Here is an 18,475-nt window from a genome sequence, read left to right as displayed (position 1 = left end):
ACTCAGGCGGGGCGAACCAGGATGTGTTTCTTCTTGCCGAGCGACAGCTTGACGATGCCATCCGACGTCACGTCACCGCTGCCGATCAGCCGGCGTTCGTCGCTGATCGCCTGGTCGTTGATGCGCACGGCGCCACCTTGAACGTGGCGGCGGGCTTCACCGTTGGATGCGGCAAGTCCGGCACGAACAACCAGCGACAACAGGCCGATACCGGCGTCAAGTTCGGAGGCAGGAACATCGACCGAAGGCAGGTTTTCGGAGACGGCACCTTCTTCGAAGGTCTTGCGGGCCGTCTCTGCTGCCTGTTCCGCAGCGGCGCGGCCGTGCAGCATGGCGGTGATCTCGGTCGCGAGGATCTTCTTGACCTCGTTGATCTCCGAACCGCCGAGCTTCGAAAGCCGCTCGATCTCGACCATCGGCAGCGTCGTGTAGAGTTTCAGGAAGCGCGTTACGTCGGCATCCTCGGTGTTGCGCCAGTACTGCCAGAAATCGTAGGCCGACAGCATGTCCGGGTTGAGCCAGATCGCGCCGTTGACCGACTTGCCCATCTTCGCGCCAGACGACGTCGTCAAAAGCGGCGAGGTGAGGGCATAGAGCTGCGTCGTTCCCATGCGGTGGCCAAGGTCGATACCGTTGACGATGTTGCCCCACTGGTCCGAGCCGCCCATCTGCAGCCGGCAACCCGTGCGCTTGTGCAGTTCGACGAAGTCGTAGGCCTGCAGGATCATGTAGTTGAACTCGAGGAAAGACAGCGACTGCTCGCGCTCAAGCCGTGTTTTGACGCTGTCGAACGACAGCATGCGGTTGACCGAGAAGTGACGGCCGACATCACGCAGGAACTCAAGGTAGTTGATGCCAAGCAGCCAGTCGGCGTTGTTGATCATCAGCGCGTCCTTGGGGCCGTCGCCGTAGGTCAGGTAGTTCGAAAACACCGTCTTGATACTGGCGATGTTGGCGTCGATTGTCGCCGGCGTCATCAGCTGGCGCGCCTCGTCCTTGAATGAGGGGTCGCCGACCATGCCGGTGCCGCCGCCCATCAGCGAGATCGGCCGGTGGCCGGTCGCCTGCAGCCAATGCAGCATCATGATCTGGATGAGGCCGCCGGCGTGAAGGCTCGGCGCCGTCGGGTCGAAGCCGATATAGGCAGTCACGGTCTCCGTCCGGAACAGATGGTCGAGGCCGGCATCATCGGAACTCTGATGAATGAAACCGCGCTCGCTGAGGGTGTGGAGGAAATCGGACTTGAACTCGGACATGACCTGTCTCTTTCGGCTGGGTAGAACGTCTGCGCGCGGCGTTTAGCATTGTTTGGGCAAAAGTGCACGTCTTTGCTTGGGCGATGTTTTTGCTATGTAGACAAGCAACGCCTTGGAGGAATGCATGGGCAAGATCATGGCAGCGATCGGCTTGATGAGCGGGACGAGCATGGACGGGATCGACGTGGCGCTGCTGCGCACCGACGGCGACGCGCTTGTCGAGCGAGGGCCTTCTGCCGGCTACGCCTACGATCCCCGTTTCCGCGACACGCTGAAGCAGGGCCTCGAAGACGCAAGGTCGATCACAAGCCGCGAGCAGCGGCCAGGCAGCCTGGCCGAACTGGAACAGGAACTGACTCTGAGGCACGCCGAAGCGGTAAAATCCTTCATTCAGAATAACAATATTTTACCAGATGATATTGATATCATTGGATTTCATGGACAAACAATTCTTCACCGGCCCGACGATGCCTTGACCGTCCAGATTGGCGACGGGGCGCTGCTCGCTCGGGAAACGGGCATCGATGTCGTCTATGACATGCGCGCCAACGACATGGAGCATGGCGGCCAGGGTGCGCCGCTCATCCCCGCCTACCATGCAGCACTCGCCCACGGTGCGGCTGCGACCGGCGCGCTTGTGGCACCGGTGGTCTTCGTCAACATCGGCGGCATCTCCAATCTGACGTTCATCGGATCGGATGACGGGCTGATTGCCTACGACAGCGGCCCCGGCAATACGCTGATCGATCAATGGGTCGAGGCACATGCCGGCATTCCCTACGACCAGGGCGGTATGATCGCCAGCGAAGGCAGCGTGCTGCCGCTGCTCGCCGAACGCTATCTGCTCAATCCCTTCTTCTCGGCGCACAGGCGTCGTTCGCTCGATCGCAACGATTTTGCACCGCCAGAAGGAAAAGACGCCAATCTCGAAGACGGCGCGCGCACGCTGGCCTATGTGACGGCAGCCGCGATCATCAGATCGGCCGGTCACCTGCCAACAACGCCCCGGACCTACATCGTGTGCGGCGGCGGTCGGCTCAATCCGGTGATCATGCGGGATCTCGAGTCGCAGGCGAAAACCCATGGCGCAAATGTGCTTGCGGCCGAAGCGATCGGCTTCAATGGCGATTCGATGGAGGCAGAGGCCTGGGCTTATCTCGCTGTGCGCGCGCGGTACGGGCTGCCGCTCACCTATCCCGGCACAACCGGGGTGAGACAACCGGTTACCGGCGGGAAGTTCGCTTTCCATAGCGCGGGCTGACGGCGAGTTTGCTCGCTGCGCTTTCCTTTGACCGATTAATCAAATTTTCGCCTGCCGCTCTTAGTATCGTCCGGCGCTGCCATATGCGGTGGCGCGAAACGGCCCTGCCGTAGCAACAGACAATTCAGGTTCCGTCGATGGGTGGTGCTATTTCTCTGCTGGCTGTGAACTTCGTCATCGCCCAGATTTTCACTGCAGCCTTTCTTGTTATAGCGGCAAAGAGCCGGTCCAGACGGGCCGCACTCTGCTGCGCCGGCGGTTTTGCCGTTGCATCCCTCGCGGCTGTGTTCGAAACCGTCGTGCCGTTTACATCCACTCCACGTCTCTTCGCGATAGGCGCGTTTGCGAGCGTGCTGGCCGGTTTCTGCCTGCTGCGTTTTGGCTTGGGTGTCTTTTATCGCGTACCGGCCAACTGGCAGGTGCTTGCCGCGTTTTTCCTGGCTTCGGTCGCCCTTGATCTGGTCATCTATCCATGGCCGAGAGGAACGCTGCAGCACTCGGCCCTTTATCAGTTGCCGTTCTTCATGATTCAGGCGTGGTCAGCGTCCGTCGTCATCCGCTCCAAGCGACGCTCGGCGGCGGATAGAGTATTGCTGTCTCTGCTGGCTCTGACCGCCGGCTACTACGTGCTGAAGGTCTTTGTGGCTGTGGCCGCCGGATCGGGAGCAACGGCGCAGGACTATGTTTCAAGCCCCTTCGCGCTGATTTCCCAGGCGCTCGGCGCGGTCCTTATCGTCGGCACAGGTCTTGCCATCCTTGGCGTGATGGTCATGGAAATTGTCGACGACGCACGCGCTCGCTCCGAGATCGACCTGCTTTCCGGGCTCTTCAACAGGCGTGGGTTTACCGAACGGGTCGCCCCTATGCTTCAACGTCGCGAAGGCCGCCTGCCGGGCACTTTGATTCTGGCGGATCTGGACCGCTTCAAACTGGTGAACGATAGCTACGGCCACCACACCGGTGACGAGGTGATCCGCCAGTTCGCGCGCGTGCTGAAGGATGTCATGCCGAACCACGCGGTTGCCGGTCGTCTCGGCGGCGAAGAATTTGCCGTGTTCCTGCCGTCGACCGAGCTGGAGGAGGCGCGGGTGGTGGCGCACGGAATGCGCGCCGCGATGATGTCACAGCAGATCGACGGTCTGGCGGAACAGGCGAGGGTGGTGACGGCAAGCTTCGGCGTGGCAGCCATTGCAAAGGACGAGCCGCTCGAACAGACGATGCAGCGCGCCGACAAGGCTCTCTATGCGGCGAAGGAAAACGGTCGCAACCGGGTGGAATGCGCCGCAGCGCCGCAGACCGTGGTCAATCCACAGGTCCCACAATGGATCGGGCGGCCTTGAGGGCCGCCCGGATCTTGATCAGCGGATGCGCTTGGCAGCCGGTTCCGGCGTCAGTTCGCCGTTGAGGCGGCGATCGAGGTAATCCTCGCATTCCGCCATCAGGCCTTCGACCTGGCCGTTGAAGAAATGGTTGGCGCCCGGCACGGTCTTGTGGGTGATGAGAATACCCTTCTGCGCCTTCAGCTTTTCGACCAGTCCGTTCACGTCCTTCTCGGGTGCCACCTTGTCCGAATCACCATTGATGATGAGACCGGAGGACGGGCAGGGCGCCAGGAACGAGAAATCATAGGTGTTGGGCTGCGGCGCGACGGCCATGAAGCCTTCGATCTCCGGACGGCGCATCAGCAGCTGCATGCCGATCCAGGCACCGAAGGAATAACCGGCAACCCAACAGCTCTTCGAATCGGGATGCAGGCTCTGCACCCAGTCGAGCGCCGATGCGGCATCCGAAAGCTCGCCGGCGCCGTGATCGAATTCGCCCTGGCTGCGGCCGATGCCACGGAAATTGAAACGCAGCGTCGTAAAGCCGCGCTTCTGGAACATGTAGAAAAGCTGGTAGACGATCTGGTTGTTCATCGTGCCGCCGAACTGCGGGTGCGGATGCAGGATGATGGCGATCGGGGCGCTCTTCTGCTTCGAAGGCTGATAGCGGCCTTCGAGGCGGCCGGCAGGTCCGTTGAAGATAATTTCGGGCATTGGCTCTCCGGGGGGGTTCCTGGTTCGAATCTTGGTTTCGGATCGCGATGAGTCTTGACGCAAGCACTCAGCTTTTCTAAAACCTAGTTTAGAACCGTTCAAAACTTCTGTGCGGGCATTCCGCCGTGTCTCGTCTCATAAGGCAAGCGGTGCGGAAAATTCAAGGAAAATGCATCGTCAGTGGTTGTCTGCGATGAGCCTATTGTTCTAGCGAAGGAAATTATGTCGACCTCGCGCATCTATATGGACTGGAACGCCACGGCGCCGCTTCTCACCGAAGCGCGCACTGCGTGCCTGTCTGCGCTCGACCTGGTCGGCAATCCTTCCTCGGTCCATGGCGAGGGCCGGACGATCCGCACGCTGATCGAAAACGCCCGGCGCGACGTGGCAGCGCTTTGCGGCGCAAAGGCGGCGAGCGTGATCCTTACCAGCGGCGCGACTGAAGCGGCCAACATGGTGCTGACACCCGATTTCCGCATGGGTCGCACGCCGCTTAAAATCGGCAGGCTCTATGCGTCTGCGATCGAGCACCCGGCGGTGCGCGAGGGCGGGCGCTTTGCGCGCGAGGCCGTATCGGAAATCCCGGTGACAGCAGCCGGTGTCGTCGATCTCGAAGCCTTGCGTGCACTCCTGACCGCCCACGATCGCGAAAGCGGGTTGCCGATGATCGCGGTGATGCTGGTCAACAACGAAACCGGCATCGTCCAGCCCATTGCCGATATTGCCGAGATCGTTCGCGGCCACGGCGGCATATTTGTCGTCGACGCGGTGCAGGCTGCCGGCCGTTTGCCGCTCGCAATCGAAGAGCTTGGCGCGGATTTTCTGATCATCTCGTCGCACAAGATCGGCGGCCCCAAGGGCGCTGGCGCGCTCGTTGCCCGGGGCGAGATCATGATGCCCGCGCCGTTGATCCGCGGCGGCGGTCAGGAAAAAGGCCATCGGTCGGGCACCGAAAACGCAGTTGCGATCGCCGGCTTTGCTGCAGCAGCCCGCAAGGTGGCAGACAACCTCACTGACCGGATGATTTCCGTCGCAGCACTTCGCGACCGGCTGGAGCAGGACATGCAGGCCTCGGCACCGGATGTGGTGATCCACGGTCGCGACGTTTCGCGCGTTGGCAACACCATTTTCTTCACGCTTCCTGGCATGAAGGCGGAGACCGGACAGATCGCGTTCGATCTCGAAGGCGTGGCCTTGTCTGCGGGCTCGGCCTGCTCGTCCGGCAAGGTCGGCCAGAGCCACGTGCTGACGGCGATGGGCTACGACCCACGTCAGGGTGCGCTGCGCATCTCGATCGGGCCGACCACAACGGAAGCCGAAATCGAACGTTGCGCGGCGGTGTTCGCCAAGGTCGCCGCGAGGCGCCGAACGACAGGTCAGGCCGCATGAGAACGCGTCGTTGAACGAAATTGCGGAAAAGCAATTTTCCGCTTGGCAAATGGGGTGAAAAGCGCCTTTTAGCCATTACATAAGCGGTGCGCCAAGTTCGCATCGTGTTGACAAGCTACCGGACCTTGGATCCGGAAAGATTGGAGAACGACATGCCTGCCGTGCAGGAGACTATTGATCAGGTCCGTCAGATCGACGTAGACCAGTACAAATACGGTTTTGAAACCACCATCGAAGTCGAGAAGGCGCCGAAGGGCCTTTCCGAAGACATCATCCGTTTCATCTCGGCCAAGAAGAGCGAGCCGGAATGGATGCTCGAATGGCGCCTTGACGCCTACCGCCGCTGGCTGACGATGGAAGAGCCCACCTGGGCGCGCGTCAACTATCCGAAGATCGACTTCAACGACATCTATTACTACGCCGCGCCGAAGGGTACGACGGGTCCGAAGTCGCTCGACGAGGTCGACCCCGAACTGCTGAAGGTCTACGAGAAGCTCGGCATTCCCTTGAAAGAACAGGAAATGCTGGCCGGCGTGCAGAAGTCGAAGATCGCCGTCGACGCCGTCTTTGACAGCGTTTCGGTTGTCACGACCTTCAAGGAAGAACTGAAGAAGGCCGGCGTGATCTTCATGTCGATCTCGGAAGCGATCCGCGAGTATCCCGATCTCGTGAAGAAGTATCTCGGCTCCGTTGTACCGCCGACCGACAACTACTACGCGACGTTGAACTGCGCCGTCTTCACCGATGGCTCCTTCGTCTACGTGCCAAAGGGCGTTCGCTGCCCGATGGAACTGTCGACCTACTTCCGTATCAACGAGAAGAACACCGGTCAGTTCGAACGCACGCTGATCATCGCCGAAGAGGGCGCCTACGTTTCATACCTCGAAGGCTGCACGGCGCCGCAGCGCGACGAAAACCAGTTGCACGCGGCTGTCGTCGAACTGGTTGCGCTGGATGAGGCCGAGATCAAGTATTCGACGGTCCAGAACTGGTATCCTGGCGACAAGCACGGCAAGGGCGGCATCTACAACTTCGTCACCAAGCGTGGCGATTGCCGCGGCAAGAACTCCAAGATCTCCTGGACCCAGGTGGAAACCGGTTCGGCGATCACCTGGAAGTATCCGTCCTGCATCCTGCGCGGCGACGGTTCGCGCGGCGAGTTCTACTCGATCGCCGTATCAAACGGCCATCAGCAGATCGACTCGGGCACCAAGATGATCCATCTCGGCAAGAACACGTCGAGCCGCATCGTCTCCAAGGGCATCGCTGCCGGCGTTTCGGAAAACACCTACCGCGGCCAGGTTTCGGCCCACCGCAAGGCCGAGAACGCCCGCAACTTCACCCAGTGCGATTCGCTTTTGATCGGCGACAAGTGCGGTGCGCACACCGTGCCCTACATCGAGGCGAAGAACTCGACGGCACAGTTCGAGCACGAAGCGACGACCTCTAAGATCTCCGAGGACCAGCTGTTCTATTGCCTGCAGCGCGGTATCCCGACCGAGGCGGCGATCGCGTTGATCGTCAACGGCTTTGTCAAGGAAGTCATCCAGGAGCTGCCGATGGAGTTTGCCGTCGAAGCGCAGAAGCTGATCGGCATCTCGCTCGAAGGCTCGGTCGGCTAAGGCTTCGAAACCACAATTGAATGGCGCGCATCGCCTTGCGCGCAAACAGACGTTCGTTTCCCAAGAGGACGATAGAAATGCTTGAAATCAAGAACCTGCACGCCCGCATCGCCGAAGACGGCACCGAAATCATCCGTGGCCTGAACCTGACCGTGAAGGCCGGCGAAGTCGCCGCCATCATGGGCCCGAACGGCTCCGGCAAGTCGACGCTGTCCTACATCCTGTCCGGCCGTGAGGACTACGAAGTCACCGAAGGCGAAATCCTTTACAACGGCGAGAACATCCTTGAGCTGGAGGCTTCCGAGCGCGCCGCCAAGGGTATCTTCCTGGCCTTCCAGTACCCGGTCGAAATCCCGGGTGTTGCCACCATGCAGTTCCTCAAGGTCGCGATGAACGAACAGCGCAAGTATCGCGGCGAAGACGAACTGACGACGCCTGAATTCATGCGTCGCGTCAAGGAAGCAGCAGCCGAGCTGAAGATCGCGCCGGAAATGCTGCGCCGTCCGCTCAACGTCGGCTTCTCCGGCGGTGAGAAGAAGCGCGCCGAAATCCTGCAGATGGCGCTGCTCGAGCCGAAGCTGTGCGTGCTCGACGAAACCGACTCCGGCCTCGACATCGATGCCCTGAAGATCGTCGCCGACGGCGTCAACGCGCTGCGTTCGCCCGACCGCGCCGTGATCGTCATCACCCACTACCAGCGCCTGCTCGACTACATCGTCCCGGACACGGTCCACGTCCTCTACAAGGGACAGGTCATCAAGTCGGGCGACAAGACGCTTGCACACGAACTCGAAGCCAACGGCTACGCTGACATCATCGAAGCTGCAGCCTAGGGCCTGTTGAAGGAGTGTTCGAATGAATATGCAACAGGCAATCAAAATGACGGCAGCCGAAACGGCGCTCGTCGATGCCTACACCGCGCAGATCGGCGATCTGCCCGGCGACGGCTCGGTGCTGTCGGTTCGTGACACCTTGGTGCACGAACTGAAGACAGCGGGCCTTCCGACCCGCCGCGTCGAATCCTGGCACTATACCGACCTTCGCACGCTGCTGCGCGCGGTGCCGGCCGCCGACCCCTCGGCTTTCGCCGATCGCGTCGACGCGCTCGTCACGGGCGCGACCGTGCTTTCGGTGCGCAACGGCCATGCCGACGTCAAGGGCAATGCGCCCGAAGGGGTGACGATCCGCTCCTACACGGACAGCCTGCTTGACGGCTCTGCCGCCGCCGGCCTTGCCGTGCTCGGCTCGGACGACGCCATCGGCCGCATCAATGGCGGCCTCGTGCGTGGTGGTCTGGAGCTTTCGATCGCGGATGGAACCGAGCTCGAAGATCCGCTGGAAATCCAGCTGGTGCAGAGCCTCGGACAGGCGCATACGCGATTCCCGGTCTCCTTCGGTGCAAATACGAAGGCGACCGTGATCGAGCGCCACCTGTCGACCAATTCCGCGGAAAGCCTGATCTCGTCGGTCAGCGACATCGTGGTTGGCGAAGGCGCTGACATCACCTGGATCGTCCTGCAGCAGCAGGGTGCGGCTGATACCCATCTCGGTCAGATCCGCTTCGATCTCGCCAAGGACGCCAAGCTGCATCTCTTCCTCATCAATGCCGGTGGCAAGCTGGTGCGCCAGGAGATTCACGGCAAGACGAGCGGCGAGGGTGCTGATTTCAAGCTGCGCGGCATCAACCTGCTCGGTGGCGAAAGCCACACGGACGTGACCTTCACGCTCGGCCACAACGTTCCGCACACCACATCGACGGAAATCATCCGCAACGTCGTTTTCGACCGCGCCAAGGGCGTGTTCCAGGGCAAGATCCTGGTCGCAAAGGATGCGCAGAAGACCGATGCGAAGATGGCCTGCAACACACTCCTGCTTTCGGACGATGCCGATCTGTCGGCAAAGCCCGAGCTCGAAATCTTCGCCGACGACGTGCAGTGCGGCCACGGCGCCACTGTTGCCGATATCGACCACACGCAACTCTTCTACCTGATGGCGCGTGGCATACCGGAGAACAAGGCGCGGGGCATGCTCGTCAATGCCTTCGTTGCCGAGATCGTCGAAGAACTTGATGACGAGCCGCTGGTCGAAGCGCTGGAAAGCGTGATCTCGACCTGGCTCGAAAAGCACGCCTGATCGGCGCGTCTGATTGGATTGAATGACATGGAACACACTGTGCCGGTGCCCGCCTACGACGTCGAAGCGATCCGCAGGGATTTTCCGATCCTGTCGCGGACCGTCTATGGCAAGCCGCTTGTCTATCTCGACAACGGCGCATCGGCGCAGAAGCCGCAGTCGGTTATCGACGCGGTGAGCCATGCCTACTCAAGCGAATACGCCAACGTGCATCGCGGGCTGCATTTTCTCTCCAATGCCGCCACTGAAGCCTACGAAGCGTCGCGCGAAAAGGTGCGCCGCTTCCTGAATGCGCCATCGGCCGACAACATCATCTTCACCAAATCCTCCACCGAGGCGATCAATACGGTCGCCTATGGCTACGGCATGCCGAAGCTCGGCGAGGGCGACGAGATCGTGCTGTCGATCATGGAGCACCACTCAAACATCGTGCCGTGGCATTTCATCCGGGAACGCCAGGGCGCCAAGCTGGTCTGGGCGCCGATCGACGACGACGGTGCCTTCCACATCGAAGATTTCGTCAAGTGCCTGACGGAGCGCACCAAGCTCATCGCCATTACCCACATGTCGAATGCGCTCGGCACCGTGGTTCCGGTCAAGGAAATCTGCCGTATCGCCCGCGAGCGCGGCATTCCGGTGCTAGTCGACGGCAGCCAGGGCGCCGTCCATATGCCTGTCGACGTGCAGGACATCGATTGCGACTGGTACGTGATGACCGGTCACAAGCTCTACGGGCCCTCGGGCATCGGCGTGCTTTACGGCAAGATGGACCGCCTGAAGGAAATGCGCCCCTTCATGGGCGGCGGCGAAATGATCGAGGAAGTGACGGAAGACCGCATCACCTACAATGATCCGCCGCATCGTTTCGAAGCCGGAACGCCGCCGATCGTTCAGGCGATCGGGCTCGGCTATGCGCTCGACTACATGGAAAAGATCGGCCGGGCGGCGATTACCCGGCACGAAGCCGATCTGACCGCCTATGCCACCGAGCGCCTCTCCAGGATCAATTCGCTGAAGGTGTTCGGCAATGCGCCGGGCAAGGGCAGTATCTTTTCCTTCGAGATCGCAGGCGTTCACGCCCATGACATCTCGACGGTCATCGACCGTGCCGGTGTTGCCGTGCGGGCCGGCACCCATTGCGCGCAACCGCTCTTGAAACACTTTGGCGTCACCTCCACATGCCGAGCATCCTTTGGCCTCTACAATACGCGGGCCGAAGTGGACGCGCTGGCTGACGCGCTGGAACATGCGCGCAAGTTCTTCGCCTGATCGAATTTGGAAAGTGGTTCATCTTTGCCATTCAAGCATCTGAACCAAAAGAGAAAGTCTAGGAGGCCGATATGAGCCTGGATGCAACGCAAGACAAAATCGACGTCCGCGAGGGCATTGTGCATTCGGCAATCCCGGCCGAAGAACTGGCACGGCTGAGCGATGATATCATCAGCGCGCTCAAGACGGTCTACGACCCGGAGATCCCGGCTGACATCTTCGAACTCGGCCTGATCTACAAGATCGACATCGAAGACGACCGCATGGTCAAGATCGACATGACTCTGACGGCACCCGGTTGCCCCGTTGCCGGCGAGATGCCCGGCTGGGTCGAAAATGCGGTTGGCGCCGTCGAGGGTGTGTCGGGCGTCGAGGTCGCGATGACCTTCGACCCGCCGTGGACACCGGACCGCATGTCGGAAGAGGCCCAGGTGGCAATCGGCTGGTACTGACCGCAAGGCGCCATATTGATCCGTTAAGCTGCGGACACTACATTTGATTCTGGAAGGCGCCGGGCCTTAACCCCGGTGGCGACAAGGAGATAAGGCCGATGGGCTTTGCCGTGATGAGCTTGACTGATGCTGCCGCCAACCGCGTCCGGTCGATCGTGGAGAATGCCGGTGACGATGCCCTCGGCATTCGTGTCGGCATCAAGAAGGGCGGATGCGCCGGCATGGAGTATGCCGTGGATCTGGTCACCGAGCCCAATCCGAAAGACGATCTGATCGAGCATGGCGGCGCAAAGGTTTGGGTCGCGCCTGAAGCGGTGCTTTACCTGCTTGGCACGCAGATGGACTACGAGGTAACGACGCTTCGCTCCGGTTTCACCTTCAACAATCCCAACCAGACCTCAGCCTGCGGATGCGGCGAATCGGTCGAGCTGAAGCCTGCCGACCTGGCAGCGCTTGCCGCGCGCGGCGACGCCGTGGTGCCGGCGAACTGAGACGCTTATTGCGTTGCAAGAGATGGCAGGCCCGGGTTTTCGCCGGGCCTTTTTTCTGTTGATATGCAGCCGGATGACGGAGGGGAGAAGGGCGTGACGGCGTTCGACGAGGAGCTTGTCTTCAAGGCGCTCTATGAGACCTTTCCGGATCCGGTGATCATCCTTGATGCGCAGCGCATTATTCGCTCGGCCAACCCGGCGGCTCTGGCGCAATTCGGCTACGCAGCCGATGCGTTCATTGGCCAACCGGCGCGCCTGATCTATGCCGACGACAGCGAATATGCGAGGCGCCTGCACAATCGCGCGACGAACGTCGACGAGAGGATCGCACGCACCTCGACCTACAGCTATGTCAGGCGTGATGGCTCGACATTCTCCGGTCATTTGCGCACAACACCGCTCGTCGATGCGGGCGGGCGGGAACTGGCCCTGATAGGCATCATTCGCGATGTCTCGGACCTCGCCAAGGCAGTGCTGGAGCGGCAGCAGGCGTCGGACATGCTTGACGCAGCGCTCGACGTCATGCCCGAGGGCTTTGCGATCTTCGATGCCGAGGAAAGGCTGCTGGTCTACAATCGCGCCTATATAACGGTCTGTGGCCCGGCCGGCCCTTTGCTTCGCCCCGGCATGACCGCTGAAGAGATCCTTCTGCTTGCACAGAGAGCTGGTCACTATCCCGAAGCCTTGCCGGGCAACCCGGACTGGCCGGCCTGGGTGGCGCACCGTCTGCAGGACTTTCGTCAACCGGACAACCAGCCGAAGATCTACCGCTATGCCGACGACCGGTGGCTGAGGGTGGAAAATATCAAGACCAAGGACGGAAACACCGTCGTCCTGCGCGTCGACGTAACAGAACTGAAGCGCGCGGAACTGGCGCTCGAGCGCCAGCGACAGGAGCTTGAGCACAAGAACGAGGCTCTCGATCAGTTCACGGCAACCGTGTCTCATGATCTGAAGGCGCCTCTACGGCACATCTCGATGTTCTCTGAGATGATCGAAGACGAGTTGGCTGCCGGCAACCAGCATGAGGTTTCAGCCAGCGCCCGCCACCTGCGCGACAGCGCCAAGCGGATGAACCGGGTTATCGACAGCCTCCTCGATTATGCGCAGATCGCCTATCAGATCAGCACCTGGTCCGATGTCAACCTCGGCGAAATCGTCACCGACACGCTGAGCGTTCTCGGCAGCCACGCTCGGGAGGCGAATGTTACGTTCGAGGTCGGTGCGTTGCCGAAGGTCCAGGGCGATCCGGAGCTCTTGCGCCGACTGGTGCAAAACCTTGTTGGCAATGCCATCAAGTATCGTCATCCGGATCGCGGCGCCGTCGTGCGCGTCAACGGCCGCACCTCCGGCCAGCAGGTGGAGCTTGTCGTCGAAGACAATGGCATCGGCATCGACCCTCGATTCGCGACGCGAATCTTCGAAGTGTTCCAGCGCCTGCATCACGATGAGAATACCTATGACGGCACGGGAATCGGTCTTGCACTCGCCAAACGGATCGCCGAAAGCCACAACGGAACGATCCATCTTGACACCGGCTTTGCCGAAGGTGCACGATTTGTGGTGACGCTTCCGAAGCGGATGCGGAAGACCAGATAAGGCGACCGGCTTGGCCAAGTCACCGAAGCGATTGCTTGTGGTGGAAGACAACGCGCACGACGCGCGATTCGTCACGCGTGCCCTGTCGCAGACCGACGATACGCTCTACATCGTCCATGTCACCCACGCCGACGAGGCCGTCGCACGCCTCGAACACGAGCACTTCGACTATGTGCTTCTGGATATCAAGATGCCGGGAATCGATGGGATGGAATTGCTGCAGCGTATTCGCAGCAATGAGGGCACGTCGGTGGTGCCGGTCATCGTGTTGACGTCATCAACCAATCCGAGCGACGTGCTGCGATCCTACAAGGCCGGCGCGAACGCCTACTCGGCCAAGCCGTCATCGCTCTCGGGCTACCGACAGTTTGCAGAGGCCTTTGTTCGCTTCTGGATCGAGAACACGCTGCCGCCTGGCGGCACCATGCTCCATCAGTAGAACGAGGCGCACCATGTGGCGCGCCCCGCGTATCAGAATTACTCAGCTGCTTCCGCGTAACTTTCCAGCGGCGGGCAGGTGCAGACGAGGTTGCGGTCACCGAAGACGTTGTCGACGCGATTGACCGGCGACCAGTACTTGTCGACCCGGAAGGCGCCCGGCGGGTAGCAGGCCTGTTCGCGCGAATAGGGACGATCCCAATCGCCGACCAGGTCTTCGACCGTGTGCGGTGCGTTCTTCAGCGGGTTGTTGACCTTGTCCATCCGGCCTTCCTCGATGGCGCGGGCTTCCTCGCGGATTGCCAGCATCGCGTCGCAGAAGCGGTCGATTTCAGCCTTGGTTTCCGATTCCGTCGGCTCGATCATCAGCGTGCCGGCAACCGGCCAGCTCATGGTCGGAGCATGGAAGCCGCAGTCGATCAGGCGCTTGGCAACGTCGTCGACAGTCACGCCGGCGCTTTCGACCAGCGGACGGGTGTCGATGATGCATTCGTGCGCGACACGGCCCTTCGACGACTTGTAGAGCACCTCGTAGGCGCCCTTGAGCCGGGCAGCGATGTAGTTGGCGTTGAGGATCGCCACCTTCGTCGCCTGGGTCAGGCCTTCGCCGCCCATCATCAGGCAGTAGCTCCAGGAGATCGGCAGGATCGAAGCCGAGCCGAAGGGAGCCGCCGAAACCGCACCGTCATTGCCGTCCGTTTCCGGGTGGCCGGGCAGGTAGGGTGCCAGGTGCGCCTTGACGCCGATCGGACCCATGCCGGGACCGCCGCCACCATGCGGAATGCAGAAGGTCTTGTGCAGGTTGAGGTGGCTGACGTCGGAACCGATGTCGCCGGGGCGGGCAAGACCGACCATGGCGTTCATGTTGGCACCGTCGAGATAGACCTGGCCACCGTGCTTGTGCACGATCTCGCAGACCTCACGGACGTTCTCTTCGAACACGCCGTGCGTCGAGGGGTAGGTGATCATGCAGCACGAGAGGTTTTCCGCGTACTGCTCGGCTTTCGCACGGAAATCGTCCATGTCGATGTCGCCGTTTTCGCTCACCTTGATCACGACGACCTTCATGCCGGCCATCTGGGCGGACGCCGGGTTGGTGCCATGCGCGGAGGTCGGGATCAGGCAGACGTCGCGATGATCGTTGCCTTGTGCCAGATGATAAGCGCGGATCGTCAGCAGGCCGGCATATTCCCCTTGCGCACCGGAGTTCGGCTGCATGGAGATCGCGTCATAGCCGGTCACGGCGCAGAGCTTTTCCGACAGATCTTCGATCATGTGCTGGTAGCCGGCTGCCTGATCCTTCGGAACGAAAGGATGGATCTCGGCGAATTCCGGCCAGGTGATCGGAAGCATCTCGGCGGTCGCGTTAAGCTTCATGGTGCAGGAGCCGAGCGGGATCATCGCCCGATCGAGCGCGAGGTCGCGGTCGGAAAGACGACGGATGTACCGCGTCATCTCGCTTTCGGCGCGGTTCATGTGGAAGATCGGGTGCGTCAGGTACTCGCTGGTGCGCAGCAGCGGCTGCGGCAGGCGGTAGCCCGGCTCGAATTCTTCCACCTTGAAGTCGCCGCCGAAGGCGCGCCAGACGGCTTCGAGCGTGACGGGGCGCGAACGCTCGTCGAGGCTGATGCCGATCTTGGTCTCTCCGATCTTGCGGAGGTTCACTTCCTCGGCGACGGCAGTCTTGAGGATGATGCCCTGCAGCTTGCCGACATCGACGGTGATCGTGTCGAAGAACACGTCCGGCTCGACGGTGTAGCCGAGCTTTTCGAGGCCCATGGCGAGACGAACGGTCTTCTGGTGAACGCTCTGGGCGATCGCCTTGATGCCCTTCGGTCCATGGAAGACGGCATACATCGAGGCCATGACGGCGAGCAGCACCTGCGCGGTGCAGATGTTCGACGTCGCCTTTTCGCGGCGGATATGCTGTTCGCGGGTCTGAAGCGACAGGCGATAGGCGCGGTTGCCGCGCGCATCGACCGAGACGCCGACGAGGCGGCCCGGCATCGAGCGCTTGTGCGCGTCCTTGACGGCCATGTAAGCGGCGTGCGGACCGCCATAACCGACCGGAACGCCGAAGCGCTGGGTGCAGCCGATGGCGATATCGGCGCCCATTTCGCCCGGCGACTTCAGGAGCGCCAGTGCCAGCGGATCGGCAGCGACCGTCGCAATTGCGCCGGTCTGGTGCAGGCGGGCGATCAGGCCGGTGAAGTCGTTCACTTGACCGTAGGTGCCCGGATACTGGAAGATGGCGCCGAAGACATCGACCGGATCGAGATCGGTGAAGGGATTGCCGATGACGATCTGCCAGCCGAGCGGCTCGGCGCGGGTCTTCAGAAGCGCGATTGTCTGCGGATGGCAGTTTTCGTCGACGAAGAATGCCTTCGCCTTGGACTTCGACACGCGTTCGGCCATCGCCATCGCTTCAGCGGCGGCTGTCGCTTCGTCGAGCAACGAGGCGTTGGCAACGTCGAGGCCGGTCAGGTCGCAGACCATGGTCTGGTAGTTGAGCAGCGCTTCCAGGCGACCCTGGCTGATTTCCGGCTGGTAGGGCGTATAGGCCGTGTACCAGGCCGGGTTTTCCAGGATGTTGCGCTGGATGACCGGCGGCGTGATCGTGCCGTAATAGCCTTGGCCGATCAGCGACACGAGCTTCTGGTTGCGGTTGGCGGTTTCGCGCATCTTGTCGAGCGCTTCGCGCTCGGTCATCGGCGCGCCCCAGGCGAGCGGCGTCTTCTGGCGGATCGACGGCGGCACGGTGTCGTCGATGAGCGCGTCGAGCGACGGATAACCGACCACTTTCAGCATCTCATCCATTTCCGCCGGCGACGGGCCGATATGACGCCGGTTGGCGAAGTCATACGGCTTGTAGTCGGTAAAGGTGAAGTCCTTGGGCATGCTCATCAGGCGACGAGCTCCTTGTAGGCCGCTTCGTCGAGAAGGGCGTCGGCTGCGTTCGGATCGGCGAGTTTCAGCTTGAAGAACCAGGCAGCGCCCTGCGGGTCGCTGTTGACCAGCGACGGGTCGTCGACGATCGCCTGGTTGACTTCGACGATTTCGCCATCAAGTGGACAATAGACGTCGGATGCTGCCTTGACGGATTCGACGGTTGCAGCGGTGTCGCCCTTGGCGAAGGTGGAGCCGGTTTCCGGCAGTTCCACAAAGACGAGGTCGCCGAGCTGGCCGGCCGCGTGTTCGGTGATGCCGACCGTTGCGACACCTGCTTCGACCTTCAGCCACTCGTGTTCGTCGGTGAACTTCAACATTTGCGCTCTCTCCTGATCAGCGTTTGTAGGTTTGTTTGACAAAGGGCAGGGCGGTGACGACGACAGGCAGATACTTGCCGCGCACCTCCGCATAGACGGTCGTGCCGTTGTCGGTATGGGTCGCGTCGACATAGCCCATGGCAATCGGGCCATCGACGGTGGGGCCGAAGCCGCCTGAAGTCACCTTGCCGACGAGCGTCTTGCCCTCGGTGTCGGCAAACAGATTGGCACCACCGCGCACGGGCGCCCGGCCCCCGGGCTTCAGGCCAACGCGGCGGCGTGACGCGCCTTCAGCGAACTGGCCAAGAATGCGATCGGCGCCGGGAAAGCCACCCTCGCGAGCGCCACCGGCGCGACGCGCCTTCTGCATCGCCCACTCGATCGCGCCTTCGACCGGCGTCGTGGTGGTGTCGATATCGTTGCCATAGAGACAAAGGCCGGCTTCCAGACGCAGCGAATCGCGCGCGCCAAGGCCGATCGGCTTGACATCAGGGTGTTCGAGCAGACGCTGCGTAACGTCGGCTGCCGATGCGGTGGGAATAGAAATTTCGAAACCGTCCTCGCCGGTGTAGCCGGAACGCGAGATGATGCAGGCGACATCGTGCAGGTCGGCTTCGGCAACGTCCATGAAGCGCATGGCCGAGACATCGGCCCACAATTCGCCAAGGACGGCCTCTGCGTGGGGGCCCTGCAGCGCAATCAGCGCCCGGTCGTCGAGCATCGTGACTTCGCAGCTGTCGGAGAGACCTTTCTTCAGGTGCTCGAAATCGGCGTCCTTGCAGGCGGCGTTGACGACCAGGAAGAGGTGGTCGCCGCGGTTGGCGATCATCAGGTCGTCAAGGATGCCGCCCTCGGCATTGGTGAAGATCGCATAGCGCTGTCGGCCTTCGCCAAGGCCGAGCACGTCCACCGGCACCAGCTTTTCCAGCGCAAGGGCCGCGTCCTCAATCTTGCCCGACTTCGGCCGGACGATGACCTGGCCCATATGCGAGACGTCAAACAGACCTGCCGCGGTGCGCGTATGCAGGTGCTCCTTCATCACGCCATCGGGATACTGCACCGGCATCTCGTAGCCGGCAAAGGGCACCATGCGGGCACCCAGCGAAAGGTGCAGCGCGCGCAACGGCGTATGTTTCAAATGGGAAATGTCTTCCAACTCCGGCCTCCAGGTCTGGCGCGCACGCGCGCCGGCTCACACTTCCGGCGTCAGACGCCGTCAAATTCGAGCCCCCTCTGTCCCTTTGCCTGAGATTGTTATCCCTT

16 protein-coding genes are annotated in these 18,475 nt (G+C 61.5%); 11 read left to right on the top strand and 5 right to left on the bottom strand.

The genetic code is table 11. From position 1 onward, the window contains the following. Positions 1 to 2 precede the first annotated feature (2 nt). On the bottom strand, positions 3 to 1,256 hold the full coding sequence (gene tyrS, locus HT585_RS07100; RefSeq protein ID WP_176352266.1) for a tyrosine--tRNA ligase: 1,254 nt from the start codon (positions 1,254 to 1,256) through the stop codon (positions 3 to 5). Positions 1,257 to 1,380: 124 nt separating this feature from the next. Between tyrS and HT585_RS07095 the strand changes: the two genes are divergently transcribed. Together HT585_RS07095 and HT585_RS07090 are read left to right on the top strand one after the other, a co-directional pair. After that, positions 1,381 to 2,517: an anhydro-N-acetylmuramic acid kinase gene (locus tag HT585_RS07095; RefSeq protein ID WP_176352265.1), complete on the top strand. Its 1,137-nt coding sequence runs from the start codon at positions 1,381 to 1,383 to the stop codon at positions 2,515 to 2,517. Between the two features lie 137 nt (positions 2,518 to 2,654). Continuing rightward, positions 2,655 to 3,857: a GGDEF domain-containing protein gene (locus HT585_RS07090; RefSeq protein ID WP_176352264.1), complete on the top strand. Its 1,203-nt coding sequence runs from the start codon at positions 2,655 to 2,657 to the stop codon at positions 3,855 to 3,857. 18 nt (positions 3,858 to 3,875) lie between these two features. Here HT585_RS07090 and HT585_RS07085 read toward each other — a convergent pair whose 3' ends face one another. Then, entirely contained in the window at positions 3,876 to 4,553 is a 678-nt protein-coding gene (locus HT585_RS07085; RefSeq protein ID WP_025427123.1) for an alpha/beta hydrolase, read from the bottom strand. A gap of 222 nt (positions 4,554 to 4,775) precedes the next feature. Here HT585_RS07085 and HT585_RS07080 point away from each other — a divergent pair, with 222 nt between their 5' ends. The 9 genes from HT585_RS07080 (at position 4,776) to HT585_RS07040 (ending at position 13,947) form a co-directional block, all read left to right on the top strand. Further along, positions 4,776 to 5,942, top strand: coding sequence for a cysteine desulfurase family protein (locus HT585_RS07080; protein WP_176352263.1), 1,167 nt, complete (start codon positions 4,776 to 4,778; stop codon positions 5,940 to 5,942). A gap of 152 nt (positions 5,943 to 6,094) precedes the next feature. After that, positions 6,095 to 7,564, top strand: a complete 1,470-nt coding sequence (gene sufB, locus HT585_RS07075) for a Fe-S cluster assembly protein SufB (RefSeq protein ID WP_176352262.1) — start codon at positions 6,095 to 6,097, stop codon at positions 7,562 to 7,564. A gap of 77 nt (positions 7,565 to 7,641) precedes the next feature. Then, positions 7,642 to 8,397, top strand: coding sequence for a Fe-S cluster assembly ATPase SufC (gene sufC, locus HT585_RS07070; RefSeq protein ID WP_112804995.1), 756 nt, complete (start codon positions 7,642 to 7,644; stop codon positions 8,395 to 8,397). A gap of 22 nt (positions 8,398 to 8,419) precedes the next feature. Continuing rightward, entirely contained in the window at positions 8,420 to 9,697 is a 1,278-nt protein-coding gene (gene sufD, locus HT585_RS07065; RefSeq protein ID WP_176352261.1) for a Fe-S cluster assembly protein SufD, read from the top strand. A 27-nt stretch (positions 9,698 to 9,724) separates the two neighbouring features. Continuing rightward, positions 9,725 to 10,966 carry a cysteine desulfurase gene (locus HT585_RS07060; protein ID WP_176352260.1) on the top strand — a complete coding sequence of 414 codons (1,242 nt, stop codon included), beginning with the start codon at positions 9,725 to 9,727 and terminating at the stop codon, positions 10,964 to 10,966. A 71-nt stretch (positions 10,967 to 11,037) separates the two neighbouring features. Then, entirely contained in the window at positions 11,038 to 11,418 is a 381-nt protein-coding gene (locus HT585_RS07055; protein ID WP_173420028.1) for an SUF system Fe-S cluster assembly protein, read from the top strand. 98 nt (positions 11,419 to 11,516) lie between these two features. Next, a complete protein-coding gene (gene sufA / locus HT585_RS07050; protein ID WP_176352259.1) occupies positions 11,517 to 11,909 on the top strand; it encodes a Fe-S cluster assembly scaffold SufA in 393 nt (130 codons plus the stop codon). 93 nt (positions 11,910 to 12,002) lie between these two features. Next, a complete protein-coding gene (locus HT585_RS07045; protein ID WP_176352258.1) occupies positions 12,003 to 13,508 on the top strand; it encodes an ATP-binding protein in 1,506 nt (501 codons plus the stop codon). 10 nt (positions 13,509 to 13,518) lie between these two features. Beyond that, positions 13,519 to 13,947, top strand: coding sequence for a response regulator (locus HT585_RS07040; RefSeq protein ID WP_176352257.1), 429 nt, complete (start codon positions 13,519 to 13,521; stop codon positions 13,945 to 13,947). Positions 13,948 to 13,985: 38 nt separating this feature from the next. Here the strand turns inward: HT585_RS07040 and gcvP are convergent, their stop codons facing one another. From gcvP to gcvT, 3 genes are read right to left on the bottom strand one after another with little or no spacing between them, the layout of a single operon-like run. Continuing rightward, positions 13,986 to 16,850 carry an aminomethyl-transferring glycine dehydrogenase gene (gcvP, locus tag HT585_RS07035; protein ID WP_176352256.1) on the bottom strand — a complete coding sequence of 955 codons (2,865 nt, stop codon included), beginning with the start codon at positions 16,848 to 16,850 and terminating at the stop codon, positions 13,986 to 13,988. Beyond that, positions 16,850 to 17,212: a glycine cleavage system protein GcvH gene (gcvH, locus tag HT585_RS07030; RefSeq protein WP_025427112.1), complete on the bottom strand. Its 363-nt coding sequence runs from the start codon at positions 17,210 to 17,212 to the stop codon at positions 16,850 to 16,852. Before gcvH ends, gcvP begins: the two co-directional genes overlap by 1 nt. Before the next feature lie 16 nt (positions 17,213 to 17,228). Then, positions 17,229 to 18,368: a glycine cleavage system aminomethyltransferase GcvT gene (gene gcvT, locus HT585_RS07025; protein WP_176352255.1), complete on the bottom strand. Its 1,140-nt coding sequence runs from the start codon at positions 18,366 to 18,368 to the stop codon at positions 17,229 to 17,231. Between the last annotated feature and the right edge of the window lie 107 nt (positions 18,369 to 18,475).

Source organism: Ensifer oleiphilus (assembly GCF_013371465.1).
GTDB lineage: Bacteria > Pseudomonadota > Alphaproteobacteria > Rhizobiales > Rhizobiaceae > Ensifer > Ensifer oleiphilus.
This window is presented reverse-complemented; position numbering and strand designations above follow the sequence as displayed.

What these genes read in the sequence shown, in the direction of transcription:
- HT585_RS07055 (WP_173420028.1), top strand. Translation starts at nt 11,038, where the DNA reads ATGAGCCTGGATGCAACGCAAGACAAAATCGACGTCCGCGAGGGCATT.
- HT585_RS07085 (WP_025427123.1), bottom strand. Translation starts at nt 4,553, where the DNA reads ATGCCCGAAATTATCTTCAACGGACCTGCCGGCCGCCTCGAAGGCCGC.
- HT585_RS07095 (WP_176352265.1), top strand. Translation starts at nt 1,381, where the DNA reads ATGGGCAAGATCATGGCAGCGATCGGCTTGATGAGCGGGACGAGCATG.
- sufA (WP_176352259.1), top strand. Translation starts at nt 11,517, where the DNA reads ATGGGCTTTGCCGTGATGAGCTTGACTGATGCTGCCGCCAACCGCGTC.
- sufC (WP_112804995.1), top strand. Translation starts at nt 7,642, where the DNA reads ATGCTTGAAATCAAGAACCTGCACGCCCGCATCGCCGAAGACGGCACC.
- HT585_RS07060 (WP_176352260.1), top strand. Translation starts at nt 9,725, where the DNA reads ATGGAACACACTGTGCCGGTGCCCGCCTACGACGTCGAAGCGATCCGC.
- tyrS (WP_176352266.1), bottom strand. Translation starts at nt 1,256, where the DNA reads ATGTCCGAGTTCAAGTCCGATTTCCTCCACACCCTCAGCGAGCGCGGT.
- HT585_RS07080 (WP_176352263.1), top strand. Translation starts at nt 4,776, where the DNA reads ATGTCGACCTCGCGCATCTATATGGACTGGAACGCCACGGCGCCGCTT.
- gcvH (WP_025427112.1), bottom strand. Translation starts at nt 17,212, where the DNA reads ATGTTGAAGTTCACCGACGAACACGAGTGGCTGAAGGTCGAAGCAGGT.
- HT585_RS07090 (WP_176352264.1), top strand. Translation starts at nt 2,655, where the DNA reads ATGGGTGGTGCTATTTCTCTGCTGGCTGTGAACTTCGTCATCGCCCAG.
- sufB (WP_176352262.1), top strand. Translation starts at nt 6,095, where the DNA reads ATGCCTGCCGTGCAGGAGACTATTGATCAGGTCCGTCAGATCGACGTA.
- gcvP (WP_176352256.1), bottom strand. Translation starts at nt 16,850, where the DNA reads ATGAGCATGCCCAAGGACTTCACCTTTACCGACTACAAGCCGTATGAC.
- sufD (WP_176352261.1), top strand. Translation starts at nt 8,420, where the DNA reads ATGAATATGCAACAGGCAATCAAAATGACGGCAGCCGAAACGGCGCTC.